Raw genomic sequence first — 24,347 nt, forward strand, 5'->3', positions numbered from 1 at the left:
CCGATGCTCCGTTCGCCCCGTTTCCCTCATAAGCCGCGCTTATCGGAACCCACGCGGATCGTGGAGATGTTGCACATGGAACGTTCATGGCCGAAAGGCGCCCCGAACGCCTGGGGCTGGAGATACCTTGATTGACATTGTTGTCATACGCTTGCAATGATTCGATCAAAATTCGAGTCAGAGCTGTCCGTCGATACTCACAAGGCATCAACGGAAAAGTAAGGGGATGACTGTGCAGCAAAAGGTTCCGGACGTCAGCGGTTTACGAGCGGAACGCGTCGTCGTAGTCTCGCTGATGAAATCCGGCACCCATCTCGTGCAGGAACTGATGCTGGCTCTCGGGTACAGAATCTACGGCCAGTCGAGGATCCCGCAGGAAATACGGCCCGTTCTGGACGAGGGGACGCGCGATCGGATCGTGCGCATGGTCCACGGCGACCAGACCGCCGACGCGCTCAGGGAGCAGGGCGAAGAAGCCTTCCGGGCCGGCTCCGACCAGGCGTGGGAGGCCCTCGGCTGGGCCTGGCAGCAGCGTCTGGGGATGCCTCTGGTCAACCGCTACGGTGCGCGGCTCACCCAGACCGAACTCGTCGAGCAGGCCTTCCGACGCACGGCCGGCACGCCTTTCTCCGCCACTCCGGGGAACACCTGCTGGATCATTCCGGAACTGGACATCAAGAAGCTCGACGGAAAGTTCGTCGAGGAATGGGCGCAGACCGGCGAGCCGCGTATTCTCTTCATGTACCGCGACCCTCGCGACATGGTCCTCTCCATGGTCAACTTTCTGCTCGGAAAGACCGTCCAGGGATTCGGCAACTTCAGTGAGTTCCAGGTTTTCCACAGTATTCTGAAGTCCAAGGGGTCCCTGGAGGAACGCCTTCTGTACGCTCTGTCGGACCCCGCCTTCCCCGGCAGCGGCGACCACGAGCGGATGCTCTGGCTGCTGAACCACCCCAACGTCTGCAGCCTCTCCTTCGAGGAGATGGTGGGCCCGCAGGGCGGCGGCTCGGCCGAGGCCCAGCTCGACGTCGTACGCCGCGTGATCGAGTTCGTCGGCGCCGACGCGGACCCCGAGAAGACCGCCGACGGCATCTTCCGCAGGGACTCGTTCTCCTTCTTCAAGGGGCAGATCGGCAGCTGGCGGGAGGCCTTCACCCCGCGGGTCGAGCGGCTGGCGCACGAGCGCCTGGCCAAGTCCCTGGAGCTGTACGGCTACTCGGCCTGACCTCCGGCCCGGCGGGCCGCCCCCGCGGACTCTTCTTTCCCCGCACGCCGAACCAAGGAGTTCCGAACCCGCATGACCAAGGCCAACAGTCCTGCGCGGCGCACCCTCGTGCTCGTGATGAGGCGTGGGCTGAGCACGTCGCCGGACCATGTGCAGACCATGCTCGACCTGGACATCCGGACCCACCTCCTGACCGTCGACACCGAACCCTGGGCGAACGACCCCCGCTTCGCATCGGTGCGCCGGCTCCCGCACGACGCCGACCCGTCGGCGTTCGTGCGGGCCGCCGTCGAGATCGCCCGGGACCGTGACGCGTCCGCCGTCGTCACCTTCATCGAGCCGGACATCGAGATCGTCGAGGAGGCCAACGCCGAACTCGGCCTCGACTGGGCGATCCCCGAGTCCGCCCGCATCTGCCGTGACAAGCTGCGGCAGCGGATGTTCCTGGCCGAGCACGGCATCCCCTCGGTCTGGTTCCACCCGGTCACCGACATCGAGTCGGCCGTCGAGGCGGCCACCGCCCACGGCCTGCCGGTCATGGTGAAGCCCACCCGGGCCGCCGCCAGCGACTGCGTCGAACTCGTCCACGACGCCGACCGGTTGAGGGCCTCCCTCAAGGTCATCCAGAGCTACATCGACAGCGGCCGCAACTTCTACTTCTCCGGCGCCCCCGAGTCCTGGGCGGTCCTGGAGGACTACCTGCCCGGCGAGGAGGTCACCCTCGACGGCGTCGTGCTCGACGGGCGGTTCGTCCTCGGCGGGGTGCACAACAAGAAGCACTCCACCGGGCCGCACTTCGAGGAGGACCTGTACACGCTGCCGTTCCGCACCCCGGGGCACGAGGACGAGGTCGCCGGCATCGCCGCCGACATCACCCGGCGGCTGGGGGTGAAGCACGGCCTGTTCAACGCCGAGCTGCGGCAGGACGCCCAGGGCCGTTACCGGGTGGTCGAGTTCTCGATCCGCGTCTCCGGCGGCCACGTCTACCGGCACATCAAGGACGTGTACGCCATCGACATCGTCCGGATGTTCCTGCGCGCTGCCTGCGGCGAGAGCACCGCGGACATCCTCGCGCAGGAGAACGCCAAGCAGCCGCCCCGGATGACCGTGAGCGCCAAGGTCATCTACCGCAACGGGCGCGTGGTGCGCAACAGTGTCGGCGAGGCCATGCACTCGCCGTACTTCCGCACCTACTTCCCCGTGGCCAAGCCCGGTACGGACGTCGTCTCCGGGGAGAACGGCTTCGACTTCACCGGACTGCTGTCCGTGTGGCACCCCTGGGAGCCCGGCCAGGACCCGGCCGTCGTCCACGAAGTGGCCCGCTCCCTGGCGGAGATGCTCGACGTGGAGGTGGCCGATCCGGCCGGGACGCACGCACAGGAGTCCCCGTGACGGCCTCGCGCCCCCGCCGGCGGCGCCTCGCCGTCGGCGGCGCGGCCCTCGGGGTCGCCCTCCTCACCGCGTCCTGCGGGGGAGCGTCCTCCCAGAAGGCCACCTCCCCGCGGGTCAAGAACGTGACCCTGGTGAGGTCCGGGAAGATCGTGGTGTGCACCAACGTGCCGTACGAACCGTTCTCGTTCACGCGCAACGGCAAGGTCGTCGGCTTCGACATCGCGCTCATGGACAAGGTGGCCGCGCGACTGGGCGTACGGCAGGAGATCGTCGACATCGACTTCGACCCGATCCGCAGCGGAGCGGCGCTCAACTCGGGCAAGTGCGACGTCGCGGCGGCCGGCATCACCATCACCGAGGAACGCAGGAAGAACGTCGCCTTCTCGAATCCCTACTTCGACGAGGCACTCACCCTGATGAGCCCCAGGGGCAAGCCGGTGGCCACCCTGGAGCAGGCCAGGAAGGGCAAGCTGCGCGTCGGGGTGCTCACCGGCACCACCAGCATGAAGGCAGCGGTGGACGCGGGCATCGAGCCGCAGGAGTACAAGGACTCCGGCAAACAGCTCACCGCCCTGCGTTCGGGGAGCGTGGACGTCATCGTGCAGGACCTCCCCGTGGTCACCAGCTGGCTCAGGAAGCCGGAACTGGCGGGGAAGTTCACCGCCGGACAGTCCATCGCCACCGGAGCGCACTACGGCTTCGTGGCGAAGAAGAAGGGCAGCGAGCACCTGCTCGGAGTGATCAACGAGGTGATCGCGGCAGCGAAGAAGGACGGCAGCTACGCCCGGCTCCACCAGCAGTGGCTCGGTGTCCCGCCCGAACAGAGCACGACCTCCTGAGAGAGCCATGGCCAAGACGTCCGCAGCCCCGTCCAACCTCGACCCCGTTCCCTTACCCCCGACCCCGTCCAGGATCGGCCCGCGCCGCCGCAGACGTATCGGCCTGGCCGCACAGTACGCGGTGTTCGCCCTCGTCGTCGCCGCGGTGGCGGTCCAGGTCGACTGGGCCGCCGTGCGGGAGAACTTCCTCGACCTCGGCGTCGCCCGGGAGACCTTCCCCGGCCTGCTCACGGTGGCCCTGCGCAACACCGTCGTGTACACCCTCTCCGGCTACGTCCTCGGCTTCCTGCTCGGGCTCGTCCTGGCCCTGATGCGGCTGTCCTCCGTACCGCTGCACCGCTGGACCGCCCTGCTCTACATCGAGGTCTTCCGGGGACTCCCGGCACTGGTGATCTTCCTGATCATCGGCTTCGGGATCCCGGTCGCCTTCCCCGGCTTCACCCTGCCCGGCGACATCTACGGGCAGGTGGCGCTGGCCCTCGGCCTGGTCTCGGCGGCGTACATGGCCGAGACCTTCCGGGCCGGCATCCAGGCGGTGCCCAAGGGGCAGATGGAGAGCGCCCGCTGCCTCGGCATGTCGCACAGCCGGGCCATGTTCTCCATCGTGGTCCCGCAGGCGCTGCGCGTCGTCGTGCCACCGCTGACCAACGAGCTCGTCCTGCTCTTCAAGGACTCCTCGCTCGCCTTCGTCCTCGGAGTCACGGCGGCCACCACCGAACTCGCCAAGTTCGGCTCCGACGTGGCCGCCGACCAGGCCGACTCCACCCCGCTCGTGGTGGCCGGCCTCGGCTACCTCCTGATCACCGTCCCGCTCGGGATCCTGGTGCGCCGGCTGGAGAGCCGCCGCGCCGAAAGGGGCTGACCCATGGCCACGGCTCGACCCGCCGTCGAGATGGCGGGACTGCACAAGTCGTACGGTCGGCTCGACGTCCTCAAGGGAGTCGACCTGAGCGTGGCGCACGGCGAGGTCGTCTGCGTGATCGGGCCGTCGGGATCGGGCAAGTCCACGCTGCTGCGCTGCGTGAACCTGCTGGAGGAGCCCACCTCGGGAGCCGTCCTGGTCGACGGCGTCAGGCTCAACCACCCCGACACCGACCTGGACGCGGCCCGGCGGCGCATGGGCATGGTCTTCCAGATGTTCCATCTGTTCCCCCACCTGACGGTGCTGGGCAACGTGACCATCGCCCAGCGGCGCGTCCTGCGCCGGGACCGCGCCGAGGCGGAGCGGGTCGGCCGCGACTGCCTGGCCCGGGTGGGCGTCGAGGACAAGGCGGACGCCTACCCGGCACAGCTCTCGGGCGGGCAGCAGCAGCGCGTGGCGATCGCCCGCGCGCTGGCGATGAACCCCAGCCTGATGCTCTTCGACGAGCCGACCTCCGCCCTGGACCCCGAACTGGTCGGCGAGGTCCTCACGGTCATCCGTGACCTCGCCCGGGACGGCATGACCATGCTGATCGTCACGCACGAGATGGCCTTCGCCCGGGACGTGGCCGACCGGGTCGTCTTCATGGACGGCGGGGTGATCGTCGAGGAGGGCCTGCCGGCGCAGGTCATCGACGCCCCCCGCCACGAACGCACACGGACCTTCCTCCAACGGGTCCTCGGACCGCAGGGCCCGGCAGCTCCGGGTCCGGCGCCCCGGGGCCCGGCAGCTCAGGGCCCCGCGGGGCCGGGCTCCACCAGCACGGGGAGAACACATGAATACCTCTGACGCACCCGCGTCGCGCGTCGCGGCCGACGCCTTCGACGTGCCCGACACACCCGACGACCACGCCTTCGCCCGCGCCTGCGCCGCCGCGGCGGGAGCGCGGCTTCTGGAGATCAGGGCAGCGGCGGCGCCCGGCACCGACCCGCGCGAGCTGAGAGCCGCCGGGGACCGCGGCGCCCAGGCCGTCCTCGCCGGCCTGCTCGCGCGGCACCGGCCCCTCGACTCGGTCCTGTCCGAGGAGGCGGCCGACGACCGCACCCGGCTGACGGCGCGCCGGGTCTGGATCGTCGATCCGCTCGACGGTACCCGGGAGTTCGCCGAGCCCCCGCGCGAGGACTGGGCCGTGCACGTGGCCCTGTGGGAGGCGGGCGAGCTGGCCGCGGGCGCCGTCGCGCTGCCCGCCCGCGGCACGGTGCTGAGCACAGCCGACCCCGTGGCGGCCCGCGCGCCGCGCCGGCCGCGTCCCCGGATGCTGGTCAGCCGCAGCCGGCCGCCCGCCTTCGTGGCGCGGCTGGCCGAGGAACTGGGTGCCGACGTCGTACTGCAGGGCTCGGCCGGGGCCAAGACGGCCTCCGTCGTGCTCGGCGAGGCGGACCTGTACGTGCACGCGGGAGGCCAGTACGAGTGGGACTCGGCCGCGCCCGCCGCGGTCGCCGCCCACCACGGCTGCGTGGTCACCCGGCTCGACGGCAGCGCGCCCCGCTACAACAGGCCCGACCCCGCCCTGCCCGACCTGGTCGTCTGCGCACCGGAACTGGCCGGGCCGCTGCGGGCGGCGCTCGCGCGGGTCTGCCCCGCCCCGCACACCCCCGAGGCGGGTGGGACCGTATGACCGCCGCCGTGCGACAGGGCTGCACCGTCTGGCTGACCGGGCTGCCCAGCTCCGGCAAGACCACCATCGCCACCGCGCTCGCCGCGCGGCTGCGCGGCGACGGGCACCGAGTGGAGGTGCTCGACGGTGACGTGATCCGCTCGTTCCTCTCGGCCGGCCTCGGCTTCAGCCGCGCGGACCGCGACACGAACGTCCAGCGCATCGGGCTGGTCGCCGAGATCCTCGCCCGGAACCGGATCATCGCCCTGGTCCCGGTGATCGCCCCGTACCGGGACAGCCGCGACGCGGTGCGCAAGCGCCACGAGCAGAGCGGCACCCCGTACCTGGAGGTCCATGTCGCCACGCCCGTCGAGGTGTGCGCGCGGCGGGACGTGAAGGGGCTCTACGCCCGGCAGGCCGCCGGCGAACTGACCGGTCTGACCGGGGTGGACGACCCCTACGAGGCGCCCGACTCCCCGGATCTGCGGATCGAGACCCAGAACCAGACCGTGCAGGAGTCCGCCGTGATGCTCCATGCGTTGCTGATCGTGAGGGGGTTGTCATGACGCGGGCGACCGCACCGGACTCGCCCGCGCGGGCCTCGCGGGTCTTCGGGCACCTGGACTCGCTGGAGTCGGAGGCGGTGCACATCCTGCGCGAGGTGGCGGGCGAGTTCGAGAACCCGGTGCTGCTGTTCTCCGGCGGCAAGGACTCCGTCGTCATGGTGCACCTGGCACTGAAGGCGTTCGCCCCGGCGCCCGTGCCCTTCCCGCTGCTGCACGTGGACACCGGGCACAACTTCCCGGAGGTGCTCGCCTACCGGGACCGTACGGTGGCCTTGCACGGACTGCGCCTGCTCGTGGCCGGTGTGCAGGACTACATCGACCGCGGCGTCCTGCGGGAACGCCCGGACGGCACCCGCAACCCGCTGCAGACCCTGCCGCTGACCGACGCCATCAGGGAGCACCGCTTCGACGCGGTGTTCGGCGGCGGCCGCCGGGACGAGGAGAAGGCACGCGCCAAGGAGCGGGTGTTCTCGCTGCGCGACGAGTTCTCCCAGTGGGACCCGCGCCGCCAGCGTCCCGAGCTGTGGCAGCTCTACAACGGCCGGCACGCCCCGGGCGAGCACGTGCGGGTCTTCCCGCTGTCCAACTGGACCGAGCTCGACGTGTGGCAGTACGTCCAGCGCGAGCGGATCGAGCTGCCGGACATCTACTTCGCCCACGAGCGCGAGGTGTTCCTCCGCTCGGGGATGTGGCTGACGGCCGGCGGATGGGGCGGGCCCACCGCGGCCGAAGCGGTGGAGAAGCGCCTGGTCCGCTACCGGACCGTCGGCGACATGTCCTGCACCGGCGCGGTGGACTCCGACGCCACGACCGTCGAGCAGGTGATCGCGGAGATCGCCACCACCCGCCTGACCGAACGGGGCGCCACACGCGCCGACGACAAGCTCTCCGAAGCGGCGATGGAAGACCGCAAGCGCGAAGGGTACTTCTAGCGATGGGCACGACCACCGAGCAGACCGCCGGCCGCCCGGCGGCCACCACCACGCTGCTGCGCTTCGCCACCGCGGGCTCCGTCGACGACGGCAAGTCCACCCTGGTCGGACGGCTCCTGTACGACTCCAAGAGCGTGCTCGCCGACCAGATGCAGGCGGTCGAGCACGCTTCCCGCAGCCGCGGCCGGGACGCCCCGGACCTCGCGCTGCTCACCGACGGCCTGCGCGCCGAGCGAGAGCAGGGCATCACCATCGACGTGGCCCACCGCTACTTCGCCACCCCCCGGCGCCGGTTCATCCTGGCCGACTCGCCGGGACACGAGCAGTACACCCGGAACATGGTCACCGGCACCTCCACCGCCGAGCTGACCGTCATCCTGGTCGACGCCCGCAAGGGAATCGTCGAGCAGACCCGGCGCCACGCGGCCATCGCCGCGCTGCTGCGCGTCCCGCACGTCGTCCTCGCGGTGAACAAGATGGACCTCGTCGGTCACGAGGAATCCGTCTTCGCCCGGATCGCCGTCGAGTTCACCCGGTACGCCGCCGAGCTGGGCGCCGGGGAGATCACCGCGATCCCCATCTCCGCGCTGGCGGGTGACAACGTCGTCGAGCCGTCCGCGAACATGGACTGGTACGGCGGGCCCACCGTCCTGGAGCACCTGGAGACCGTCCCGGCCGGCGCCGACCCCGGCGGGCGCCAGGCCCGTCTCCCGGTGCAGTACGTGATCCGGCCGCAGTCCGCCGGCCACCCCGACTACCGCGGCTACGCGGGCCAGATGGCCGCCGGGACGCTGCACGTCGGCGAGTCCGTCACCGTGCTGCCCTCTGGCCGGGTGACCACCGTCGCGGCGATCGACGCCCTGGGCGTCCGCGTTCCGAGCGCGTCGGCGCCCGAGTCGGTGACCGTCCTGCTCGCCGACGACCTGGACGTCGCGCGCGGCGACCTCATCGTGCCGACGGGCGCGGCCCCCGGTCTCACCCGCCGCGTCGAAGCCACCGTCTGCCACCTGCACGAACGGCCGCTGACGGTGGGCGCGCACGTGCTGCTCAAGCACACCACGCGCACGGTCCGGGCGAGCGTCAAGGAGCTGCCGTACCGCATCGACACGGCGCACGGCCTGACACGCCGGCCCCGGCCGCAGTCCCTGCGGGCGAACGACATCGGGACGGTCGTGCTGCACACGTCCGAGCCGCTGGCCATGGACGGATACGCGGACTCACGCCGCACCGGATCGTTTCTGCTGATCGACCCGGCGGACGGGGCCACCCTCACCGCGGGCATGGCAGGCGCGGCGTTCGCGGACGGCTGCGGGGGAGGGCGGTGAACCGGCCGGTGTGCGACGGTCTCCCCTCGGGCGAGCAGGTCGTGGACGGTCTCCGCTCGGGCGAGCAGGTCGTGGACGGTCTCCGCTCGGGCGAGCAGGTCGTGACGGCCGAGGCGCCCACGCCTCCGCCGGCCGTGCCGACGGGAGCCGCGGACGGGCCGCCCGCGCTCGCGCTGCGGTCGGTCTCCAAGTCCTTCGGCCACCCCGGTGGTCGGCAGCTCGTCCTCGACGACATCAGCCTGGACGTCGCCCCCGGCGAGTTCGTGTGTCTGCTCGGCGCCTCCGGGTGCGGCAAGTCCACCCTGCTCGGGCTGGCCGCGGGCATCGACGAACCCAGCGCCGGGACCATTTCGGCGGTGGGCCCGCGCCCCGCGCTGATGTTCCAGGAGCACGCGCTGTTCCCGTGGCTGACCGCCGGGAAGAACATCGAACTGGCGCTCAGACTGCGAGGAGTTCCCCGGCGCGAGCGCGGCCCCGAGGCCGAGCGCCTGCTGGAGCTGGTGCGGCTGGGCGGCGCGTACCGCAAGCGGGTGCACGAGCTGTCCGGCGGGATGCGCCAGCGCGTCGCCCTCGCCCGGGCGCTGGCCCAGGCGTCGGAGGTCCTGCTGATGGACGAGCCGTTCGCGGCGCTCGACGCGATCACCCGCGACCTGCTGCACGAGGAACTGATCCGGGTCTGGCACGAGTGGAACCAGCCCGCCGCGTCCGAGGCCCGCCGCCTGTCGGTGCTCTTCGTGACGCACAACGTCCGGGAGGCGGTGCGGCTCGGCGGACGGGTGGTGCTGCTGACCTCCCGGCCCGGCCGTGTCGCCCGCCAGTGGCGTATCGGCCTGCCGTATCCCAGGCGTCTGGAGGACGAGGCAGTGGCGGAGAAGTCGAAGGAAATCACCGAAGAGTTACGCACGGAGATCAGCCGCCATGGCACACACTGACACGACACGGTCCCGGCGGCCGGCCGGCGGCCGCGGCGCCCTGCCGGGCGGCTCCCGGGACGGCTCCGACCTCGCCGGCCTGAGCACCGGGCTGGACGCCCTGCAGAGCGCGCCGGCCGGCGGCGGCGCCCGGCTGGGCAGGATGCTGCGCTCCCGCGTGCTGCCGCCCGTGGCCGCCTGCGCGCTGATCCTGACCGTCTGGGAACTGGTGTACCTCTCCGGCGTCAAGCCCGCCTACGTCCTGCCGGGGCCGCGCGCCGTGTGGGACGCCCTGGTCGAGCAGTGGTACCTGGGCACGACCCTCGGCGTGGTCTGGACGAGCGTCTCGCGGGGCGCCCTCGGCTTCCTGGTCGCCATCGCCGTCGGCACACCGCTCGGGCTGCTCGTCGGACGGGTGCGTCCCGTCCGCACCGCGATCGGGCCGATCCTGTCGGGGCTGCAGTCCCTGCCCTCGGTGGCCTGGGTCCCGGCCTCGGTCATCTGGTTCGGCCTGACGGACACGGCCATCTACGCGGTCGTGCTGCTCGGTGCCGTACCGTCGGTGGCCAACGGCCTGGTGGCGGGCATGGACCAGGTGCCGCCGCTGTTCGTGCGCGCCGGGCGGACCCTGGGCGCCCAGGGCCTGCGCGGAGTGCGGCACATCCTGCTGCCCGCGGCGCTGCCCGGGTACCTCGCCGGGCTGAAGCAGGGCTGGGCCTTCTCCTGGCGGTCCCTGATGGCCGCCGAACTCATCGCCGGATCGCCGGAGATGGGGTACGGGCTGGGGCAGATGCTGGAGAACGGGCGGGTGGCGCAGGACATGCCGCTGGTCCTCGCGGCGATCCTGCTGATCCTCAGCGTCGGCATCGGTGTCGAACTCCTCGTCTTCGCACCGCTGGAGCGGTACGTGCTGCGGACCCGCGGGCTGCTGGAGCGTGTGCGGTGAACGGCCGGGACGTCCCCGAGGGCGAGGGCATCGCCGCCGGCGAGCTGCGCGGCCTGCGCTACTTCCTCGCGGTGGCCGACGAGTTGAGCTTCGGCCGGGCGGCGGTGCGGCTGCACATGACGCAGCCGGGTCTTTCCCAGGGCATCAAGGCGCTGGAGCGCCGGCTCGGGATGCCGCTGTTCGAGCGCGACCGGCAGGGTGTCGCCCTGACCGCCGCGGGCCGGGTCCTCGAGCCGAAGGCCCGCCAACTTCTTTCCCATGCCGAGGAGTTCGACAGGTTCGCGAGTGTGCTGGCAGGCCGGCACAACGGGACGCTCGCCCTGTCCTACTCCCGCTCCGGCGGGATCGGGCTGGCCTCCGATCTCACCCGCCGCTTCCAGGAGGAATACCCCCACATCACCGTCGAGACCTCCACGGGTCACACCCACTCCAACGCCGAGCGGATCCGGATGCGCGCGATCGACGTCGGCTTCGTGCGGCCGCCCATCGCCGGGGACGACCTCCAGTGCTCCGTCATCGCCTACGACCGGGTGGTCGTCGCCGTGCCGGCCGGCCACCGGGTCGCGGACCTGGCCGGCGTGTCACCGGCGGACCTGGCCGGCGAGCGGCTGGTGTTCTTCCCGCGCGAACGCAGCGGCCTGTGGGAGTCCATCCTCGCCGCGGTGTACGGACCCGGCGCGGAGCCGGAGATCGGCCGCGTCGAGCCCGACGAGCCCCACATGCTCGCGGCCGTCGCCCAGGGCGCGGGCATCACGCTGGTCACCGAGCCGACCGCGGCGCTGCTGGCCGTGCCGGGCGTGGTGTTCCGGCCGTTCACCGTGCCGGTCGCCGTGCCGATGGCGCTGGCCTGGCGGAAGGACAACGCCAATGCGGCCCTGCACACCTTCGTCTCCTTCGTGCGCGGCGCCGTCGCACCGGCCGTGCCGTCCGCGTCCGCGGCGGGCACCGTGGTCGCGGGCCGGAGCAGACACGGCCGGCCGTCGGAGGGGCAGCCGGTGTCCCGGCCCCCGCGCAGTCCGGCTACGCGGGGGCCGCGAACATCGGTCGCCCGGCGGTGAGCGGGGGCCGCAGCTCCAGCGTGCAGCACTTGACGCCGCCGCCGGCCTTCATCAGCTCGGACATGTCGACGCCGATGGGCTGGAAACCGTGCGCCCGCAGCTGTTCGGTCAGCCCGGTCGCGGCCTGCGCCAGCACCACGTGGTGCCCGTCGCTGACCGCGTTGAGGCCGAAGACGGCGGCGTCCGCGTCGGAGGCCAGCAGCGCGTCGGGGAACAGCTCGCGCAGCACCGCGCGGCTGCCGGGGGAGAACGCCGAGGGGTTGTACATGATCCGGTCGTCGTCGAGCACCGCGAGGGCGGTGTCGAGGTGGTAGTAGCGCGGATCGGTCAGCGTGAGGCTGACGACCGGGCGCCCGAAGAACTCCTGGGCCGCCCGGTGACCGGCCGGGTCCGAGCGGAAGCCGCAGCCGGCCAGCACCCAGCGGCCGGTGACGAGGTAGTCGCCCTCGCCCTCGTTCACATGCCCGGACTCGTGCACCTCGGGGAAGCCGTTGGCGCGGAACCACTCGGCGTAGGCGGGCCCCTCGGCGGCGCGCTCCTCGTTGCGGAAGCGGGCGGCCAGCACCCGGCCGTCCACGACGGTGGCCCCGTTGGCGGCGAAGACCATGTCCGGCAGCCCGGGCAGGGGGTCGATCAGCTCGACCGTGTGTCCCAGCTCGACGTAGAGGTCGCGCAGATCCTCCCACTGCGCCAGGGCCAGCTCCTGGTCGACCGGCTTGCTCAGGTCCATCCACGGATTGATCGAGTAGGTGACGTCGAAATGGACCGGCGGACACATGAGGTATCGCCGCTTACGAAACCCACGGGGGTGCTCTTCGACCATCTGGGCTGCCTCCGGAGCGCTTGCGAATTTCCGGTACGGAGAAATGTGCACGACTCGCATTCGGGAGTGCACCTGACCAGTAGCGCACAAAGTCGAAGGGGGCGTCCAATTCCATTTCCTGATCAGCTCATAACGGAGCCCTATGGCTCCGGAATGGCAGCTGAGGTGTTGTCAGGAACCGCTTGACAGCGTGCTCGACATGCTGCAAGGGTCGTAGTCAAATTTTCACAAGAAGGCCCGGAGGGATGGGCGTGGGAAAAGCATCTGCCCTGACGAACGGTAACGTCGTGACGTTTTCCGATGCACGCGTGGAAGCCGCGCTGGACGCCGGTGAACCAGATATCGGAACGTTGTGGGAACTGTGCATGCTGTTCGAGTTCGACCGCGAGGAGACCGCCGACGGAATAGCCAGGTGGCTGGGCCCCGCGGAGGGACTCAGTATTCTCGACTGCGCCTGCGGAAGCGGATTTCCCGCCCTGGAGCTGATCCGCCGCGGCTACGACGTGACCTGCACCGACGGCAGCGAGCTGATGCTGGCCCACTTCCGCCGCAACGCCGGTGTCGAGGGCCTGGACGTCCGCCCCGAGCTGGTGCTGTGGGAGGACCTCCCGCGCCGCTACGCCGGGCAGTTCGACGTGGTGATGAACCGCGGCGGCGGCAACTACATCTACGCCGGCGCCTGGGACGAGGAAGGGCTGGCCGACCAGTCCGCCATGGCCGAGGCCATCGGGCAGTGGGTGGCCTGCGTGCGCCCCGGCGGCCGCTTCTACGTCGACATCACCCGCGCGGAGGACCTGGAGCGCCGGGAGGAGCAGTCGGTGGTCCACCCGACCCTGCGCATCGGCCGGCACACGGTGGACATCGCCGAGACCATCTCGATCGACCGGACCAGCGGCATCCGCACATGGTGGAGCAGCCTGACCGTGGACGGCACGGAACGGACCTTCCAGCGCCGCTCGCGCTATCTGCGGCACGACCAGCTCGTCGACATCCTCAAGAACTGCGGGCTGACCGACGTGCGCAGGACCCCCGTCCGGGGCGAGTACTACGACATCTACACCGGAGTGCGTGCCTGACATGAAGTTCCGGTCCCTGCACCCCAACCTCCGCATCCGCATCGTCGTGGGATCCGTGCAGCGCTTTCTGCACGTCATGGTCATGCCCCTGATGACCGTGTTCCTGGCCGAGCGTTTCGGCGTCGCGGTCGCCGGTGCGATGGTCCTGGTCATCGCGGTGTGCGAGGTGTCGGGATCGCTGCTCGGCGGCTACCTGGCCGACATCCACGGCCGCCGCCCCCTGCTGCTGGCGGGCGAGGCGGGCGTCGTCGCCGCGTATGTGACGATGGCGGCCGCCGCGACGCCCTGGTGGGAGAACACCGGCGTCGTCTACGCGGGCTTCCTCGCCGCGAGTCTCGCCTCCAACCTCGCCGTACCGGCGAACGACGCGATGATCGTGGACGTCAGCACCCCCGAGTCGCGGCAGTTCGTCTACACGATCAACTACTGGTCCATCAACTTCGCCCTCGCCTGCGGCGTCCTCATCGGCGGCTTCCTGTACCGGGGTTACTTCCCCCAGCTCCTCGCCGCCGTCGCCGCCGGGTCGCTCGTGGTGTTCCTGGTGACCTTCGTCAAGATCAGCGAGACGGCACCGGAGGGGACGGCGGCGGAGAAGTCCGAGTCGGCGCGCGCCTACGTCCGCAGCTTCGCCTCCGGCTACCGCGCGGTCCTCGCCGACCGGCTGTTCTCGGCGCTGCTGATCGCGGCCACCCTGCGCATGGCCATCGAGGTGCAGATCAACTACTACATCAACGTGCGGGTCAGCGAGACCTTCGGGCAGCAGCGGCTGTTCGGACTCGGATCCTGGGACGCCGCCGTCGACGGGGTCGAGATCCTCGGCATCCTGCGCGCCGAGAACACCATCCTGGTGGTGCTGCTCGCGCTGGTCGTCCACCGCCTGCTGCGCCGGGTGGGCGACCGCCCGCGGCTGTACGCCGGCGTGATCCTCTTCACCGGCGGCTACATGGTGATGGCCGTGTCCGGCAACGGCTGGGTACTGCTCGCCGCCATGCTCGTCCTCACCGTCGGCGAACTGCTGAACGTGCCCGTGCAGCAGACCATGCTGGCCGACCTCGTCCCCGAGCGCTCACGGACCAAGTACATGGCCGTGTTCAACCTCAACGTCCGCCTCGCTCTGCTCATCGCCTCGCTGTGCATGACGCTCGGGGCCGTCGTCTCGCGCTGGGGCATCGCGGCGCTCTACGCGGTCTTCGGAGCGGTGATCGTCCTGAAGTACCGCACCATCCTGGTCGCGCGCGACCGCGGCCGGCCTGAGACCGACGCGGAGGGCTCCGTACCGGTGGGACGTCCGGCACAAGACTGAAAGGGAAACACATGGATTCGTCGTGGACGGACACCCCGGTCGTCGACGTACTGGGCGTGGGATTCGGCCCGGCCAACCTGGCACTGGCGATCGCGGTCACCGAACACAACGAGACGGGGGGCAGGGCGCCCCTGACCGCCGAGTTCCTCGAACGCAAACCCGCCTTCGACTGGCACGGCAGCATGCTGATCGAGGGCGCCACCATGCAGGTGGCCTTCCTCAAGGACCTGGCGACGCTGCGCAACCCGGTCAGCCGGTTCGGCTTCGTGCCCTACCTGCACGCCCGGGGCCGGCTGGTGGACTTCATCAACCACAAGGTCCTCTACCCGTCCCGGGTGGAGTTCCACGACTACCTCTCCTGGTGCGCCGGGCAGGTGAACCACCTGGTCCGCTACGGCCACGAGATGGTCTCCGCCAGAACGGTCGCCGAGGACGGCGCCGTGACCCACTTCGAGGTCATCGCGCGCGACGAGAGCACGGGCGAACTGGTGGTCAAGAAGGCCCGCAACCTGGTCCTCGCCCCGGGCCTGGTGCCCAGGATGCCGCACGGCCTCGAGGTCTCCGCCCATGTGCGGCACAGCTCGACCACGCTCGCGGACCTCGCGCGACTGGACGCCTCCGCGCGCACGCCGCGCCGCTTCGTCGTCCTGGGCGCGGGACAGAGTGCCGCCGAGGTCGCCGACCATCTGCACCGCACCTACCCGGCCGCCGAGGTCCACGCCGTCTTCTCCCGGTTCGGCTACAGCCAGGCCGACGACAGCCCCTTCGCCAACCGGATCTTCGACCCCTCGGCCGTCGACGACTTCCACGGCGCGCCCCCGGAGGTGAAGGACGCGCTCTTCGGCTACCACGCCAACACCAACTACTCCGTGGTGGACGTCGACCTCATCGAGGAGATGTACCGCCGCGTCTACGAGGACCGGATCGCCGGCGTCGAACGGCTGCGCCTGCACAACGTCTCGGTGCTGCGCGACGTCCAGGAGACGGGCGACGCGGTAAAGATGACGGTCCATCACCTGCCCACCGGCCGCACCACCGACCTGGAGGCGGATCTGCTGGTGTGCGCCACCGGCTACCGGGCCCCCGACCCGCTGGCCCTGCTCGGCCCGGCCGGCGACCCGCTGCTCCGGGACTCCGAGGGCAGGCTCCTCGTCGAACGCGAGTACCGGGTCGCCACCGCGCCCGAGGTCCGGGCGGGCGTGTACCTGTGCGGAGGCACCGAGCACTCGCACGGCATCACCTCCTCCCTGCTGTCCAACGCCGCCGTACGCGCCGGGGAGATCCTCGGCTCCGTTCTGGACCGCGCCGGACGGGACCCGGGCCCGGCCGCCGTACGCCAGGACACCGCGGCCGCGAAGGCCTGCTGAACGACGCAAGACGCACGACGAACGCCCCATCCGCGCGTGCTCAGAGAACGAGAGGCACATGATCAGGACGTTCCGCATCCACGAAGAGAACGCGGCCCAGGAGTTCGGCATGGCCTGCCAGCGCCTCGTGCCGTGGGCCGGCCAGGGCGAGGAACCGCCCTTCGGCGCGATGGCCTGCTTCCTGCCCGCCGGGGCCCGCTCCGCACCCGACTGCCACGACCAGGACGAGGTGATGATCACCCTGGGCGGCCGGGGCACGGTCGGCGTCGGCGACGAGAGCGCTGCCATCGACGCCGGCACGGTGCTGGTCATCCCGCGCAACCAGGCCCACGTCGTACACAACTCCGGAGAGACAGACCTGAGTTGGGTCTCCTTCTACTGGCCGCTGCACGAACCGGGGACCGGGGGCGAGAAGTGAGCGTGCCCACCCCGACCTGGATCACCGCGACCCCGCCGACTCCCAACGGCGAACTGCACGTCGGCCATCTGGCGGGCCCCTACCTCGCCGCCGACGTCCTGCGCCGCTTCACCCTCGCCGAGGGCGAACCCGTCCTGATGACCACCGGCCTCGACGACCACCAGAGCTACGTCGCCACCCGCGGCCTGCTCGACGGACTCACCGGCGAGGAGGTCGCGGACCTCAACGGCGAACGCATCGCCCGCGGCTGGGACCTCGCCGAGGCCGCCTTCGACCGGGTGGTCGCACCGCGCCGCGACCCCGGCTACACCGAGTTCGTCCAGGCGTTCTTCCAGAAGCTCCACGACAACGGTGTCCTGGTGCCCCGCACCCGGCCGCTCCCGTACTGCGTGCCCTGCGACCGCTGGCTCTACGAGGCCTACGTCACCGGCGGCTGCCCGCACTGCGGCGCCGGCTCCAACGGCAACGCCTGCGAGCCGTGCGGCCGCCCCAACGACTGTGGCGACCTCACCGACCCGCACTGCGTCGTGTGCGGCGCGGCGGCCGAACTGCGCCCGCAGACCCGCCTCTACCTGCCGCTGGCGCCCTTCGCCGACCGCCTGGCCCGCTTCTGGCGCGACACGCCCATGCCGCCGCACCTGCGCGCGCTGTGCGAGCGGATGCTCGGCGACGGCATGCCGGAGATCGCGGTCAGCCATCCCTCCGACTGGGGCGTCCCGGTGCCCGTGTCCGGCTTCGAGGACCAGCGGATCTTCGTCTGGTGCGAGATGGCGCCGGGCTACCTCCTGCAGTACGCCCCCGAGTCCGCCCGGCCCGCCGCCGGCCCGGTCCAGTTCTTCGGCTTCGACAACGGCTACTTCCACGCCGTCCTCTTCCCGGCGCTCTACCTGGCCTGGGACCCGGAGCTGCCCCTGGCCAGGGCGTTCGTCGTCAACGAGTTCTACCGGCTGGAGGGCAGGAAGTTCTCCACCAGCCGCCGCCACGCGGTGTGGGCGCTCGCCGCGCTGAAGGAGGGCGGCGCCGACGCCCTGCGCCTGCAGGTGCTGCGCGACCGGCCCCACGGCCGGCAGACCAGCTTCAGCGACGGCGACCTCGCCCGGGCCCGCGCACACCTGGACACCCTCTGGAACGGCTGGCTGAACCGCCTCGTCGAGGCCGTCCACGCGGAGACCGGCGGCGTCGTCCCGGACCTGCGACCGGCGGGGCCCGGCTGGGAGTTGCTCGAGGGCCGGCTCACCCGGCTGTGCGGGGAACTGCGCGAGGCGTACTCCGTCGAGGGCTTCGACACCCGCCGCGCGGTCGATCTCCTCGACGAGACCGTGCGCTGCGCGGCGGACTTCGGGCACGTCCACCGCCACGAGCGGGAACGCCCCGCCGGCCGGGACGCGTACCGGGCGGCCCTCGCCGGTGAACTCGCCGTCGCCTCGGCGCTGGCCGCCTGGGCGGCCCCGGTCGTCCCGGCGGGCGCCGCCCGGCTGAGCGAGGTCCTGGGCTGGGACCCGGCACGGCGCGTGGACGCGACGGCGCTGACCCCGCCGCCCGCCGGCACGGTGCTGACGCTGCCGGACGGCCCGCTCTTCGGGAGCTGACGCCCGATGGGAGGACGAGAGGTGGACCCACGGCCCCGGGTGGCCGTGGTCGGACCGTTCAGCGGGCCGCGCGCCGCCTGGGGCGAGCTGCTGAGCGGCGCGCTCGACGCGGTGCGCCGGGCCCCGGTGGAGTGGGCCCTCCTCGACGACCGGGGCGAGACGGAGCGGGGCGGGACCATGGCGCGCGAGGTCGTCGCCGACGGCGGCTTCGCCGCGGTCGTCGGCCACTTCAACAGCCTCGGCGCCGCGGCCGCCCTGCCGGTCTACCGGGAGCACCGCCTGCCGGTGCTGCTGCCGCTCGCCACCGCGCCCGGCCTGCTCGACGGGGCCGGCGGCCTGGCGCTGCGGCTGTGCCCCGACGACGCCGGGCAGGCCGCGGCCGTGGTGGCGGCCTGCCGCGCCGAGGGACACCCGCACCTCGACGTGGTGCACGACGGCACCGGGTACGGGCTGCGGCTCGCCGGACTCCTCCGGGAGGCCGCCGCCCCCGGCCTCTCGGTGGACGTCCACTCCCGGTGGCCCGCCGCCGCGGGCGCCGCGGTCGCGCTGTGCGGCGTCCACCACGGGGCCGCCGCGCTGCTGCGCGACCGGACGCACCCGCGACCGGAGCGGTGGATCGTGGCGACGGACGACTGCGACGTGCCCGAGTTCGCCGAACTGGCGGGGTCCGCCGCCGAGGGCGTACGGGTCGCGCGGCTGGCCGGGGGGCCCGCGGCACGCGTCGTGGCGGCCTTCGCGGCGCTCGCGGCGGCCCTCACCAAGCATCCGGCGCGCCGCGGCGCACGGCTGCTGGAGACCGTACGCGGCGAGCTGGCCCACGAACTGGACGCGCGGGGCGAGGTGGTGGACGGCTCGCGCGGCGCGGGGTGGGAGGTGCTGCCGGTCGGCGCGCCGGCCGGGCCCCGGGGCCCGTTCGACGTGGCGGTCGTCGGCGCGGGCGTGGTCGGCAGCGCGACGGCCGCCGAACTCGCCGAGCGGGGACGGTCGGTGGTGCTGCTGAACGGCTCGGCGGACGCCGCCAGCACGGTGTCCGGGGCACTGGTCCGGGCCTGGGAGGCGGACGCCGCCGAACGGGCCCGGGCGATCCGGTCCTACCGGCTGCTGTGGGGCCGGGCGGAGCGGGCGGCCGCCCACGGCTTCCGCCGGACCGGCGCGCTGGTGCTCTTCGGGCCCGGGGGAAAGGCCGCCGCGGAGGAGGGGGTCGCCGACCTGGCCGCCGCGGGCCTCGCCGCCGAGGTCCTCGGCCCCGACGAGGTGACCCGCCGCTGGCCGCTGATCGCGGGCGACGGCCTGGAGGGCGCGGTGTGGGAGCGGGGCGGCGGGTACGCGGTGGCCGCCGTGGCCCTGGCCGCGCTGACCGACCGGGCCCGCCGCGCCGGGGCGCACCTCGTGCCCGGCCACGACGTGCGCACCCTCCGGGCCCGCGCCGGTGCCGGAGTCGTCCTGGACGAATCGCTGCGCGCGGGAGGGGCGGTGGTGGCGGCGGGCTGCGGCACGCCCGGACTGCTCGGCCCGCACTGGCCGGCCGGGCACACCGCCCGCACCAAACGGATCCAGTACGCGATCTTCGAACGGCCGTCCGACGGGACGGGCGACCCGTTGCCCACGCTGGTCGATCTCACGACCGGGACGTGGGCCCGGCCGGACGGCCTGGACGGCGTCCTGGCCGGGGTCCCGGTCGAGGAGTGGGACGTGCCGGCCGCGGACGGTACCGCCCTGACACCGGACCGGATCGACCACATCCGGGACCGGGCGGCCTCACGGCTGCCGTTCCTCACCGGGGCCAGGGCGCTCACGAGCGTGCGGGGCCGCGATCTGTACGTCGCTCCGGCCCCGGTGCTGGGGCCCGTGCCCGGCCTTCCGCACACCGTGGTGGCGGCGGGCTGGTCGGGCGCCGGCTTCAAGACGGCCCCGGCAGCGGCGGAGGCGGCGGCTGACGCTGTCATGGCGGAGGCGGTGACCGCGGACGCGTTCACCGTGAGTGATGCTCAGGGGAGTGCCGACGAGGGCGGCGGCGAGCCCGGAGCCGCCGCCGCGGGCTGACCGGGGAGAGGGACGGGCGGCGCGGCCGGGGGTCGGGGAGCACATGCCTCCCCGGCCCCCGGCTTTCGTCCTGGACCGACCCTGAACAGGTGCGATCGTTCTCTTTCGCTCAGGCTTCGCGTGGATGCGCCGCGCCTCGCTCTGTCGTACGAACCCTCATACCAGAGCGGGACGCGTCCTGGGTGATTTCGTCAACTGCCCACCGCGCAAGTTGCGTTGGTGACTACTGTGAGTGGCGGTCGGGCGACGCGGGGCCGGTTCCTCCCGCTCCCCCGACCGGCACAGCGAAGGCGCATGCCCGCTCGCGCACCAGGCGCGCGCATCACGGGCCCGACGGACCAGACGGACCAGTACGAGGAACAGATGTCTCACCTCCGTGCACCGGTCGCACGCGCAGACCGCCGCGAGGGCGGGCGGCACGGGCGGCCGGTGACCCGCACCGTCCCCTCGCCGCCCGACACCGCCCTACGACCCCAGCTGATGCGGCTGGCGGTGCTCCCGCCGACCGCGGTCGCCCTCGCCGCCTGCGCCGCCGTGCTGTTCACGGTGCGCTCCACCGGGGCACGTCCCGGCCTCACCCTGTGGGTCGTCCTCGCCGGGGCGCTCTCGGTGGCGCTCGCGGGCATCGGGATCGCCGCCGTCGCCGCCGGCCGCGCCGCCCGCTCCGTCCACGACCGGATCGCCGCCCTGCGCGGCGGCACCGCGCACCTCGAGTCCGACCTGCGGACCCTCCTGGAGACGCTGCGCCACGGCGAGGCCCCGGCGCCGCGCAAGGCACCCGGCGGACCCCCCGAGGGCGCCGACGACTTCGAACTGCTCGCCGCCGACCTGGCCCGCGCCCACGACGGCGCCGTCACCGCCGTCGTCCAGGCCGCCCAGCTCTCCAGCCAGTCGGGCAGCGAACAGAAGCTGGAGGTCTTCGTCAACCTCGCCCGGCGCCTGCAGTCCCTGGTGCACCGCGAGATCTCCATCCTCGACGAGCTGGAGAACGAGATCGAGGACCCCGACCTGCTCAAGGGGCTCTTCCACGTCGACCACCTCGCCACCCGCATCCGCCGGCACGCCGAGAACCTCGCCGTGCTCGGCGGCGCCGTCTCCCGCCGGCAGTGGAGCAACCCGGTCTCCATGACCGAGGTGCTGCGTTCGGCCATCGCCGAGGTCGAGCAGTACTCGCGGGTCAAGCTCGTCCCGCCCGTCGACGGCGAACTGCGCGGCCACGTCGTGGCCGACGTCATCCACCTGCTCGCCGAACTCGTCGAGAACGCCACCGTGTTCTCCGCCCCGCAGACCCAGGTCCTGCTGCGCGCCAGCCTCGTCACCTCCGGACTCGCCGTGGAGGTCGAGGACCGCGGTCTCGGGATGCCGCCCGCCGAGCACGCCCGGATGAACGCGCTGCTCGCCGACCCCGACCAGGTCAACGTGGCCGGCCTGCTCGCCGACGGCCGCATCGGGCTGTTCGTGGTGTCCCAGCTCGCCAAGCGGCACGGCATCTCCGTCCGCCTGCAGAGCAACATCTACGGTGGTGTGCAGGCGGTCCTCGTGGTGCCGCAGGCGCTGCTGGGCACGGCAGCGCCCCTCCCCGGAGCACCGGCCCAGTTCCAGCCGCAGCCGCTCCGGCAGCTCCACCCGCAGTCGCCTCCGGAACCGCACACGCCGGTGAACGGGCGGCGGGCCGCGATCCCGGCACCGTACGTCCCGGGCCCGGCGGCCGGCGGCCCGGGCACACCGGCGGGGCGCCCCGGCACGCCCCACCGCGCACCCACGCCTCCGGCGGCCACCCCGCCCCCGGACGACGCCCACGTCCGCGCTCCCGCCCCGGACCCGCACGAGGGGGTACGCCCCGCCCCGGCCGGGACCGGCCGGGACCTGCGCGGCGACCCGGGCCCTGCCCGGACCGCCGACGCGGGGGCCCCGCCGGCCGTGTCCGCGGACGCCACGGCCGGCGCCCCGGGTGACGTACGGACCGGCGCGCCCGCGCACGGCGGCGGACCGGCGCCGCTGCCCCGGCGAGGAGCCCGCAGGGAGCGGCCGAACCCGGCGGACGCCGCGCCCGGCGTCAGACCCGAGGACCGGCCCGTCGTCGCGGCGAACGTGGCCATGTCCCCCACCCCGCGCGCCGACGCCGTACGCGGCACCATGGGAAAGCCCCAACTGCCCCGGCGCCGGGCCCAGCAGCACATCGTGCCCCAGTTGCGCGGCGGCCCGCTGCCACGCCAGGACACCGAGGGCGCCGGCCACGACCCGGGCCTGATGGCCGCCTTCCAGCGCGGCATCGACCTGGCCGAGGCCCAGCCGCACCGGGAACCGGCCCGTCCCGAGCCGGACCCCCCGTACGCCTGCGACGCCCCGGCCGCCCCCCACAGTCGGGACGTACAGACCCCGGACGCGCCCCCGGAGGGCGAGGCACCGGACGCGCCCGCCCCCGCCGAGACGTTCGGCGCGCAGGACGGACCGGCCGCGCCCGGACACCACCTCACCGCCCGGCACGACGGGAGCACGCCGACGGGATGACCGGCCCGCCCACCGCCCCCACCCCCAGTGCTCCCGCAGACCTTCGTACCCCAAGGAGTCGATCCACCATGGCGAGCGATGCGCCGACCGGCCATGTTTCCGATCTCGACTGGCTGATGAGCGGCCTCGTGCAGCGCGTACCGCACACCAGCAGCGCCGTCCTGCTGTCCTGCGACGGGCTGGTGAAGTCCGTCCACGGCCTCGATCCCGACAGCGCCGACCACATGGCCGCCCTGGCCTCCGGCCTGTACTCGCTCGGCCGCAGCGCCGGTGCCCGCTTCGGCGACGGCGGGGAGGTGCGGCAGGTCGTCGTCGAACTCGACTCGACCCTGCTGTTCGTCGCCACCGCGGGTTCCGGCACCTGCCTGGCCGTGCTCGCCGGCCGCGAGGCCGACGCGGCGGTCCTGGGCTACGAGATGGCGATGCTGGTCAAGAGCGTCCGGCCCTACCTCGCGACCGCTCCCCGCCAGCACGCCGTCGAACCCCCGGCGCTGAGGCCTTGAGCGCGGCGACGGCCGGCGACGGGCCCTGGCTCGACGACGCGGCCGGACGGCTGGTACGCCCGTTCACGGTCAGCAACGGCCGCACCCGGCCGAGCATCGCACTCGACCTGATGTCGCAGGTGATGGCCACCGGAGTCACCCCGCTCGGCTACCTGGGACCCGAGCACTCCCAGGCGCTCGACCGGTGCCGCGCCCCCGCCCCGGTCGCCGAGGTCGCCGCCCACCTGCGGCTGCCGGTGGCGGTGACCAAGGTGCTGCTGTCCGACCTCGTCGACTGGGGGGCGCTGACCACCAAGCCCCCCGCGTTCCACCACCAACCCACTGACCGGGCCCTTCTGGAGGCAGTGCTCGATGGACTACGACGACAGCTCTGACTACGACGGCGGCGCCGACCCCTTCCCCACCGCGCTGAAGATCCTGGTGGCGGGCGGATTCGGCGTCGGCAAGACGACCTTCGTGGGCGCGGTGAGCGAGATCGCGCCGCTCAGCACGGAGGAACTGCTCACCACGGTCGGCGCGGCCACGGACAATCTCGACGGCATCGAGAACAAGGTCGAGACGACCGTGGCGATGGACTTCGGCCGTATCACCCTCGACGCGCACCACGTGCTCTACCTGTTCGGCACGCCCGGACAGGAGCGGTTCTGGTTCATGTGGGACGAGCTGTCCGAGGGCGCGCTCGGCGCGGTGATCCTGGCCGACACCCGCCGCCTGGAGGAGTGCTTCGCGGCCGTCGACTTCTTCGAGCAGCGCGGCCTCACCTTCATCGTCGCCGTCAACGAGTTCGACGGCTCCTACCGCTACGACCCCGAGGAGGTACGGGCCGCGCTGGACCTCGACGCGCTGGTGCCCGTCGTCCGCTGCGACGCCCGCATCTCCAGCTCCAGCGTCCAGACGCTGCTCGCCCTGGTCCGTCATCTCCTCGCCCACGCCCCCGCCCCCGCGCCGAGCCACGGCGCCCACCGGTGACCCCGCCCCCCGCCACGGAGCCCGAACATGAC

The 24,347-nt window shown here is 72.6% G+C and carries 23 protein-coding genes; 22 read left to right on the forward strand and 1 reads right to left on the reverse strand.

The features are described 5' to 3' along the window. Positions 1-226 precede the first annotated feature (226 nt). From ACF1A5_RS32010 to ACF1A5_RS32065, 12 genes are all read left to right on the forward strand, one after another. A complete protein-coding gene (locus tag ACF1A5_RS32010) occupies positions 227-1,225 on the forward strand; it encodes a hypothetical protein (RefSeq protein WP_392196367.1) in 999 nt (332 codons plus the stop codon). Positions 1,226-1,297: 72 nt separating this feature from the next. Then, the gene (locus ACF1A5_RS32015) at positions 1,298-2,617 is read left to right on the forward strand and encodes an acetyl-CoA carboxylase biotin carboxylase subunit family protein (RefSeq protein WP_392196368.1); all 1,320 of its coding nucleotides are present in this window, start codon (positions 1,298-1,300) and stop codon (positions 2,615-2,617) included. After that, a complete protein-coding gene (locus tag ACF1A5_RS32020; protein ID WP_392196369.1) occupies positions 2,614-3,456 on the forward strand; it encodes an ABC transporter substrate-binding protein in 843 nt (280 codons plus the stop codon). Before ACF1A5_RS32015 ends, ACF1A5_RS32020 begins: the two co-directional genes overlap by 4 nt. Positions 3,457-3,463: 7 nt before the next feature. After that, positions 3,464-4,318, forward strand: coding sequence for an amino acid ABC transporter permease (locus tag ACF1A5_RS32025; RefSeq protein ID WP_392196370.1), 855 nt, complete (start codon positions 3,464-3,466; stop codon positions 4,316-4,318). 3 nt (positions 4,319-4,321) lie between these two features. Next, the gene (locus ACF1A5_RS32030) at positions 4,322-5,167 is read left to right on the forward strand and encodes an amino acid ABC transporter ATP-binding protein (protein WP_392196371.1); all 846 of its coding nucleotides are present in this window, start codon (positions 4,322-4,324) and stop codon (positions 5,165-5,167) included. After that, entirely contained in the window at positions 5,154-5,996 is an 843-nt protein-coding gene (locus ACF1A5_RS32035; protein WP_392196372.1) for an inositol monophosphatase family protein, read from the forward strand. Before ACF1A5_RS32030 ends, ACF1A5_RS32035 begins: the two co-directional genes overlap by 14 nt. Further along, positions 5,993-6,541: an adenylyl-sulfate kinase gene (gene cysC / locus ACF1A5_RS32040; protein ID WP_392196373.1), complete on the forward strand. Its 549-nt coding sequence runs from the start codon at positions 5,993-5,995 to the stop codon at positions 6,539-6,541. The genes ACF1A5_RS32035 and cysC overlap by 4 nt, the downstream gene beginning before the upstream one ends. Further along, positions 6,538-7,473: a sulfate adenylyltransferase subunit CysD gene (gene cysD, locus ACF1A5_RS32045; RefSeq protein WP_392196374.1), complete on the forward strand. Its 936-nt coding sequence runs from the start codon at positions 6,538-6,540 to the stop codon at positions 7,471-7,473. The genes cysC and cysD overlap by 4 nt, the downstream gene beginning before the upstream one ends. A gap of 2 nt (positions 7,474-7,475) precedes the next feature. Continuing rightward, on the forward strand, positions 7,476-8,798 hold the full coding sequence (locus ACF1A5_RS32050) for a sulfate adenylyltransferase subunit 1 (protein ID WP_392196375.1): 1,323 nt from the start codon (positions 7,476-7,478) through the stop codon (positions 8,796-8,798). A gap of 134 nt (positions 8,799-8,932) precedes the next feature. Continuing rightward, positions 8,933-9,730 (forward strand): ABC transporter ATP-binding protein, encoded by a 798-nt coding sequence (locus ACF1A5_RS32055; RefSeq protein ID WP_392196414.1) that lies wholly within the window; start codon positions 8,933-8,935, stop codon positions 9,728-9,730. Continuing rightward, complete coding sequence (locus tag ACF1A5_RS32060) at positions 9,717-10,655, forward strand: ABC transporter permease (RefSeq protein WP_392196376.1); 939 nt, start codon at positions 9,717-9,719, stop codon at positions 10,653-10,655. The genes ACF1A5_RS32055 and ACF1A5_RS32060 overlap by 14 nt, the downstream gene beginning before the upstream one ends. Then, on the forward strand, positions 10,652-11,713 hold the full coding sequence (locus ACF1A5_RS32065; RefSeq protein ID WP_392196377.1) for a LysR family transcriptional regulator: 1,062 nt from the start codon (positions 10,652-10,654) through the stop codon (positions 11,711-11,713). The genes ACF1A5_RS32060 and ACF1A5_RS32065 overlap by 4 nt, the downstream gene beginning before the upstream one ends. Here ACF1A5_RS32065 and ddaH read toward each other — a convergent pair. Then, entirely contained in the window at positions 11,676-12,536 is an 861-nt protein-coding gene (gene ddaH, locus ACF1A5_RS32070; RefSeq protein ID WP_392196378.1) for a dimethylargininase, read from the reverse strand. The genes ACF1A5_RS32065 and ddaH overlap by 38 nt on opposite strands. A 365-nt stretch (positions 12,537-12,901) precedes the next feature. Here ddaH and ACF1A5_RS32075 point away from each other — a divergent pair, with 365 nt between their 5' ends. The 10 genes from ACF1A5_RS32075 (at position 12,902) to ACF1A5_RS32120 (ending at position 24,315) form a co-directional block, all read left to right on the forward strand. Next, complete coding sequence (locus tag ACF1A5_RS32075) at positions 12,902-13,612, forward strand: class I SAM-dependent methyltransferase (protein ID WP_392196379.1); 711 nt, start codon at positions 12,902-12,904, stop codon at positions 13,610-13,612. A gap of 1 nt (position 13,613) precedes the next feature. Continuing rightward, positions 13,614-14,915 (forward strand): MFS transporter, encoded by a 1,302-nt coding sequence (locus ACF1A5_RS32080; RefSeq protein ID WP_392196415.1) that lies wholly within the window; start codon positions 13,614-13,616, stop codon positions 14,913-14,915. 11 nt (positions 14,916-14,926) lie between these two features. Next, on the forward strand, positions 14,927-16,282 hold the full coding sequence (locus ACF1A5_RS32085; RefSeq protein ID WP_392196380.1) for a lysine N(6)-hydroxylase/L-ornithine N(5)-oxygenase family protein: 1,356 nt from the start codon (positions 14,927-14,929) through the stop codon (positions 16,280-16,282). A 58-nt stretch (positions 16,283-16,340) separates the two neighbouring features. Then, the gene (locus ACF1A5_RS32090) at positions 16,341-16,700 is read left to right on the forward strand and encodes a cupin domain-containing protein (RefSeq protein WP_392196381.1); all 360 of its coding nucleotides are present in this window, start codon (positions 16,341-16,343) and stop codon (positions 16,698-16,700) included. 2 nt (positions 16,701-16,702) lie between these two features. After that, positions 16,703-18,289 carry a class I tRNA ligase family protein gene (locus tag ACF1A5_RS32095; protein WP_392196382.1) on the forward strand — a complete coding sequence of 529 codons (1,587 nt, stop codon included), beginning with the start codon at positions 16,703-16,705 and terminating at the stop codon, positions 18,287-18,289. Between the two features lie 21 nt (positions 18,290-18,310). After that, a complete protein-coding gene (locus ACF1A5_RS32100; RefSeq protein WP_392196383.1) occupies positions 18,311-20,332 on the forward strand; it encodes an FAD-dependent oxidoreductase in 2,022 nt (673 codons plus the stop codon). Between the two features lie 363 nt (positions 20,333-20,695). After that, a complete protein-coding gene (locus ACF1A5_RS32105) occupies positions 20,696-22,843 on the forward strand; it encodes an ATP-binding protein (protein ID WP_392196384.1) in 2,148 nt (715 codons plus the stop codon). A 68-nt stretch (positions 22,844-22,911) separates the two neighbouring features. After that, positions 22,912-23,346, forward strand: coding sequence for a roadblock/LC7 domain-containing protein (locus tag ACF1A5_RS32110; protein WP_392196385.1), 435 nt, complete (start codon positions 22,912-22,914; stop codon positions 23,344-23,346). Next, a complete protein-coding gene (locus ACF1A5_RS32115) occupies positions 23,343-23,720 on the forward strand; it encodes a DUF742 domain-containing protein (protein ID WP_392196386.1) in 378 nt (125 codons plus the stop codon). Before ACF1A5_RS32110 ends, ACF1A5_RS32115 begins: the two co-directional genes overlap by 4 nt. Then, positions 23,698-24,315 (forward strand): ATP/GTP-binding protein, encoded by a 618-nt coding sequence (locus tag ACF1A5_RS32120; protein ID WP_392196387.1) that lies wholly within the window; start codon positions 23,698-23,700, stop codon positions 24,313-24,315. The genes ACF1A5_RS32115 and ACF1A5_RS32120 overlap by 23 nt, the downstream gene beginning before the upstream one ends. The last annotated feature ends 32 nt before the right edge of the window (positions 24,316-24,347 follow it).

Origin of the sequence: Streptomyces sp. NPDC014864, assembly GCF_043081525.1 — a bacterium.
Lineage (GTDB): Bacteria > Actinomycetota > Actinomycetes > Streptomycetales > Streptomycetaceae > Streptomyces.

Excerpts from the sequence above, each read along its gene's own strand:
- ddaH (WP_392196378.1), bottom strand. The coding sequence starts at position 12,536 with ATGGTCGAAGAGCACCCCCGTGGGTTTCGTAAGCGGCGATACCTCATG.
- ACF1A5_RS32035 (WP_392196372.1), top strand. The coding sequence starts at position 5,154 with ATGAATACCTCTGACGCACCCGCGTCGCGCGTCGCGGCCGACGCCTTC.
- ACF1A5_RS32050 (WP_392196375.1), top strand. The coding sequence starts at position 7,476 with ATGGGCACGACCACCGAGCAGACCGCCGGCCGCCCGGCGGCCACCACC.
- ACF1A5_RS32075 (WP_392196379.1), top strand. The coding sequence starts at position 12,902 with ATGCTGTTCGAGTTCGACCGCGAGGAGACCGCCGACGGAATAGCCAGG.
- cysC (WP_392196373.1), top strand. The coding sequence starts at position 5,993 with ATGACCGCCGCCGTGCGACAGGGCTGCACCGTCTGGCTGACCGGGCTG.
- ACF1A5_RS32085 (WP_392196380.1), top strand. The coding sequence starts at position 14,927 with ATGGATTCGTCGTGGACGGACACCCCGGTCGTCGACGTACTGGGCGTG.
- ACF1A5_RS32120 (WP_392196387.1), top strand. The coding sequence starts at position 23,698 with ATGGACTACGACGACAGCTCTGACTACGACGGCGGCGCCGACCCCTTC.
- ACF1A5_RS32025 (WP_392196370.1), top strand. The coding sequence starts at position 3,464 with ATGGCCAAGACGTCCGCAGCCCCGTCCAACCTCGACCCCGTTCCCTTA.
- ACF1A5_RS32080 (WP_392196415.1), top strand. The coding sequence starts at position 13,614 with ATGAAGTTCCGGTCCCTGCACCCCAACCTCCGCATCCGCATCGTCGTG.
- ACF1A5_RS32060 (WP_392196376.1), top strand. The coding sequence starts at position 9,717 with ATGGCACACACTGACACGACACGGTCCCGGCGGCCGGCCGGCGGCCGC.
- ACF1A5_RS32015 (WP_392196368.1), top strand. The coding sequence starts at position 1,298 with ATGACCAAGGCCAACAGTCCTGCGCGGCGCACCCTCGTGCTCGTGATG.
- cysD (WP_392196374.1), top strand. The coding sequence starts at position 6,538 with ATGACGCGGGCGACCGCACCGGACTCGCCCGCGCGGGCCTCGCGGGTC.
- ACF1A5_RS32010 (WP_392196367.1), top strand. The coding sequence starts at position 227 with ATGACTGTGCAGCAAAAGGTTCCGGACGTCAGCGGTTTACGAGCGGAA.
- ACF1A5_RS32090 (WP_392196381.1), top strand. The coding sequence starts at position 16,341 with ATGATCAGGACGTTCCGCATCCACGAAGAGAACGCGGCCCAGGAGTTC.
- ACF1A5_RS32110 (WP_392196385.1), top strand. The coding sequence starts at position 22,912 with ATGGCGAGCGATGCGCCGACCGGCCATGTTTCCGATCTCGACTGGCTG.
- ACF1A5_RS32030 (WP_392196371.1), top strand. The coding sequence starts at position 4,322 with ATGGCCACGGCTCGACCCGCCGTCGAGATGGCGGGACTGCACAAGTCG.
- ACF1A5_RS32105 (WP_392196384.1), top strand. The coding sequence starts at position 20,696 with ATGTCTCACCTCCGTGCACCGGTCGCACGCGCAGACCGCCGCGAGGGC.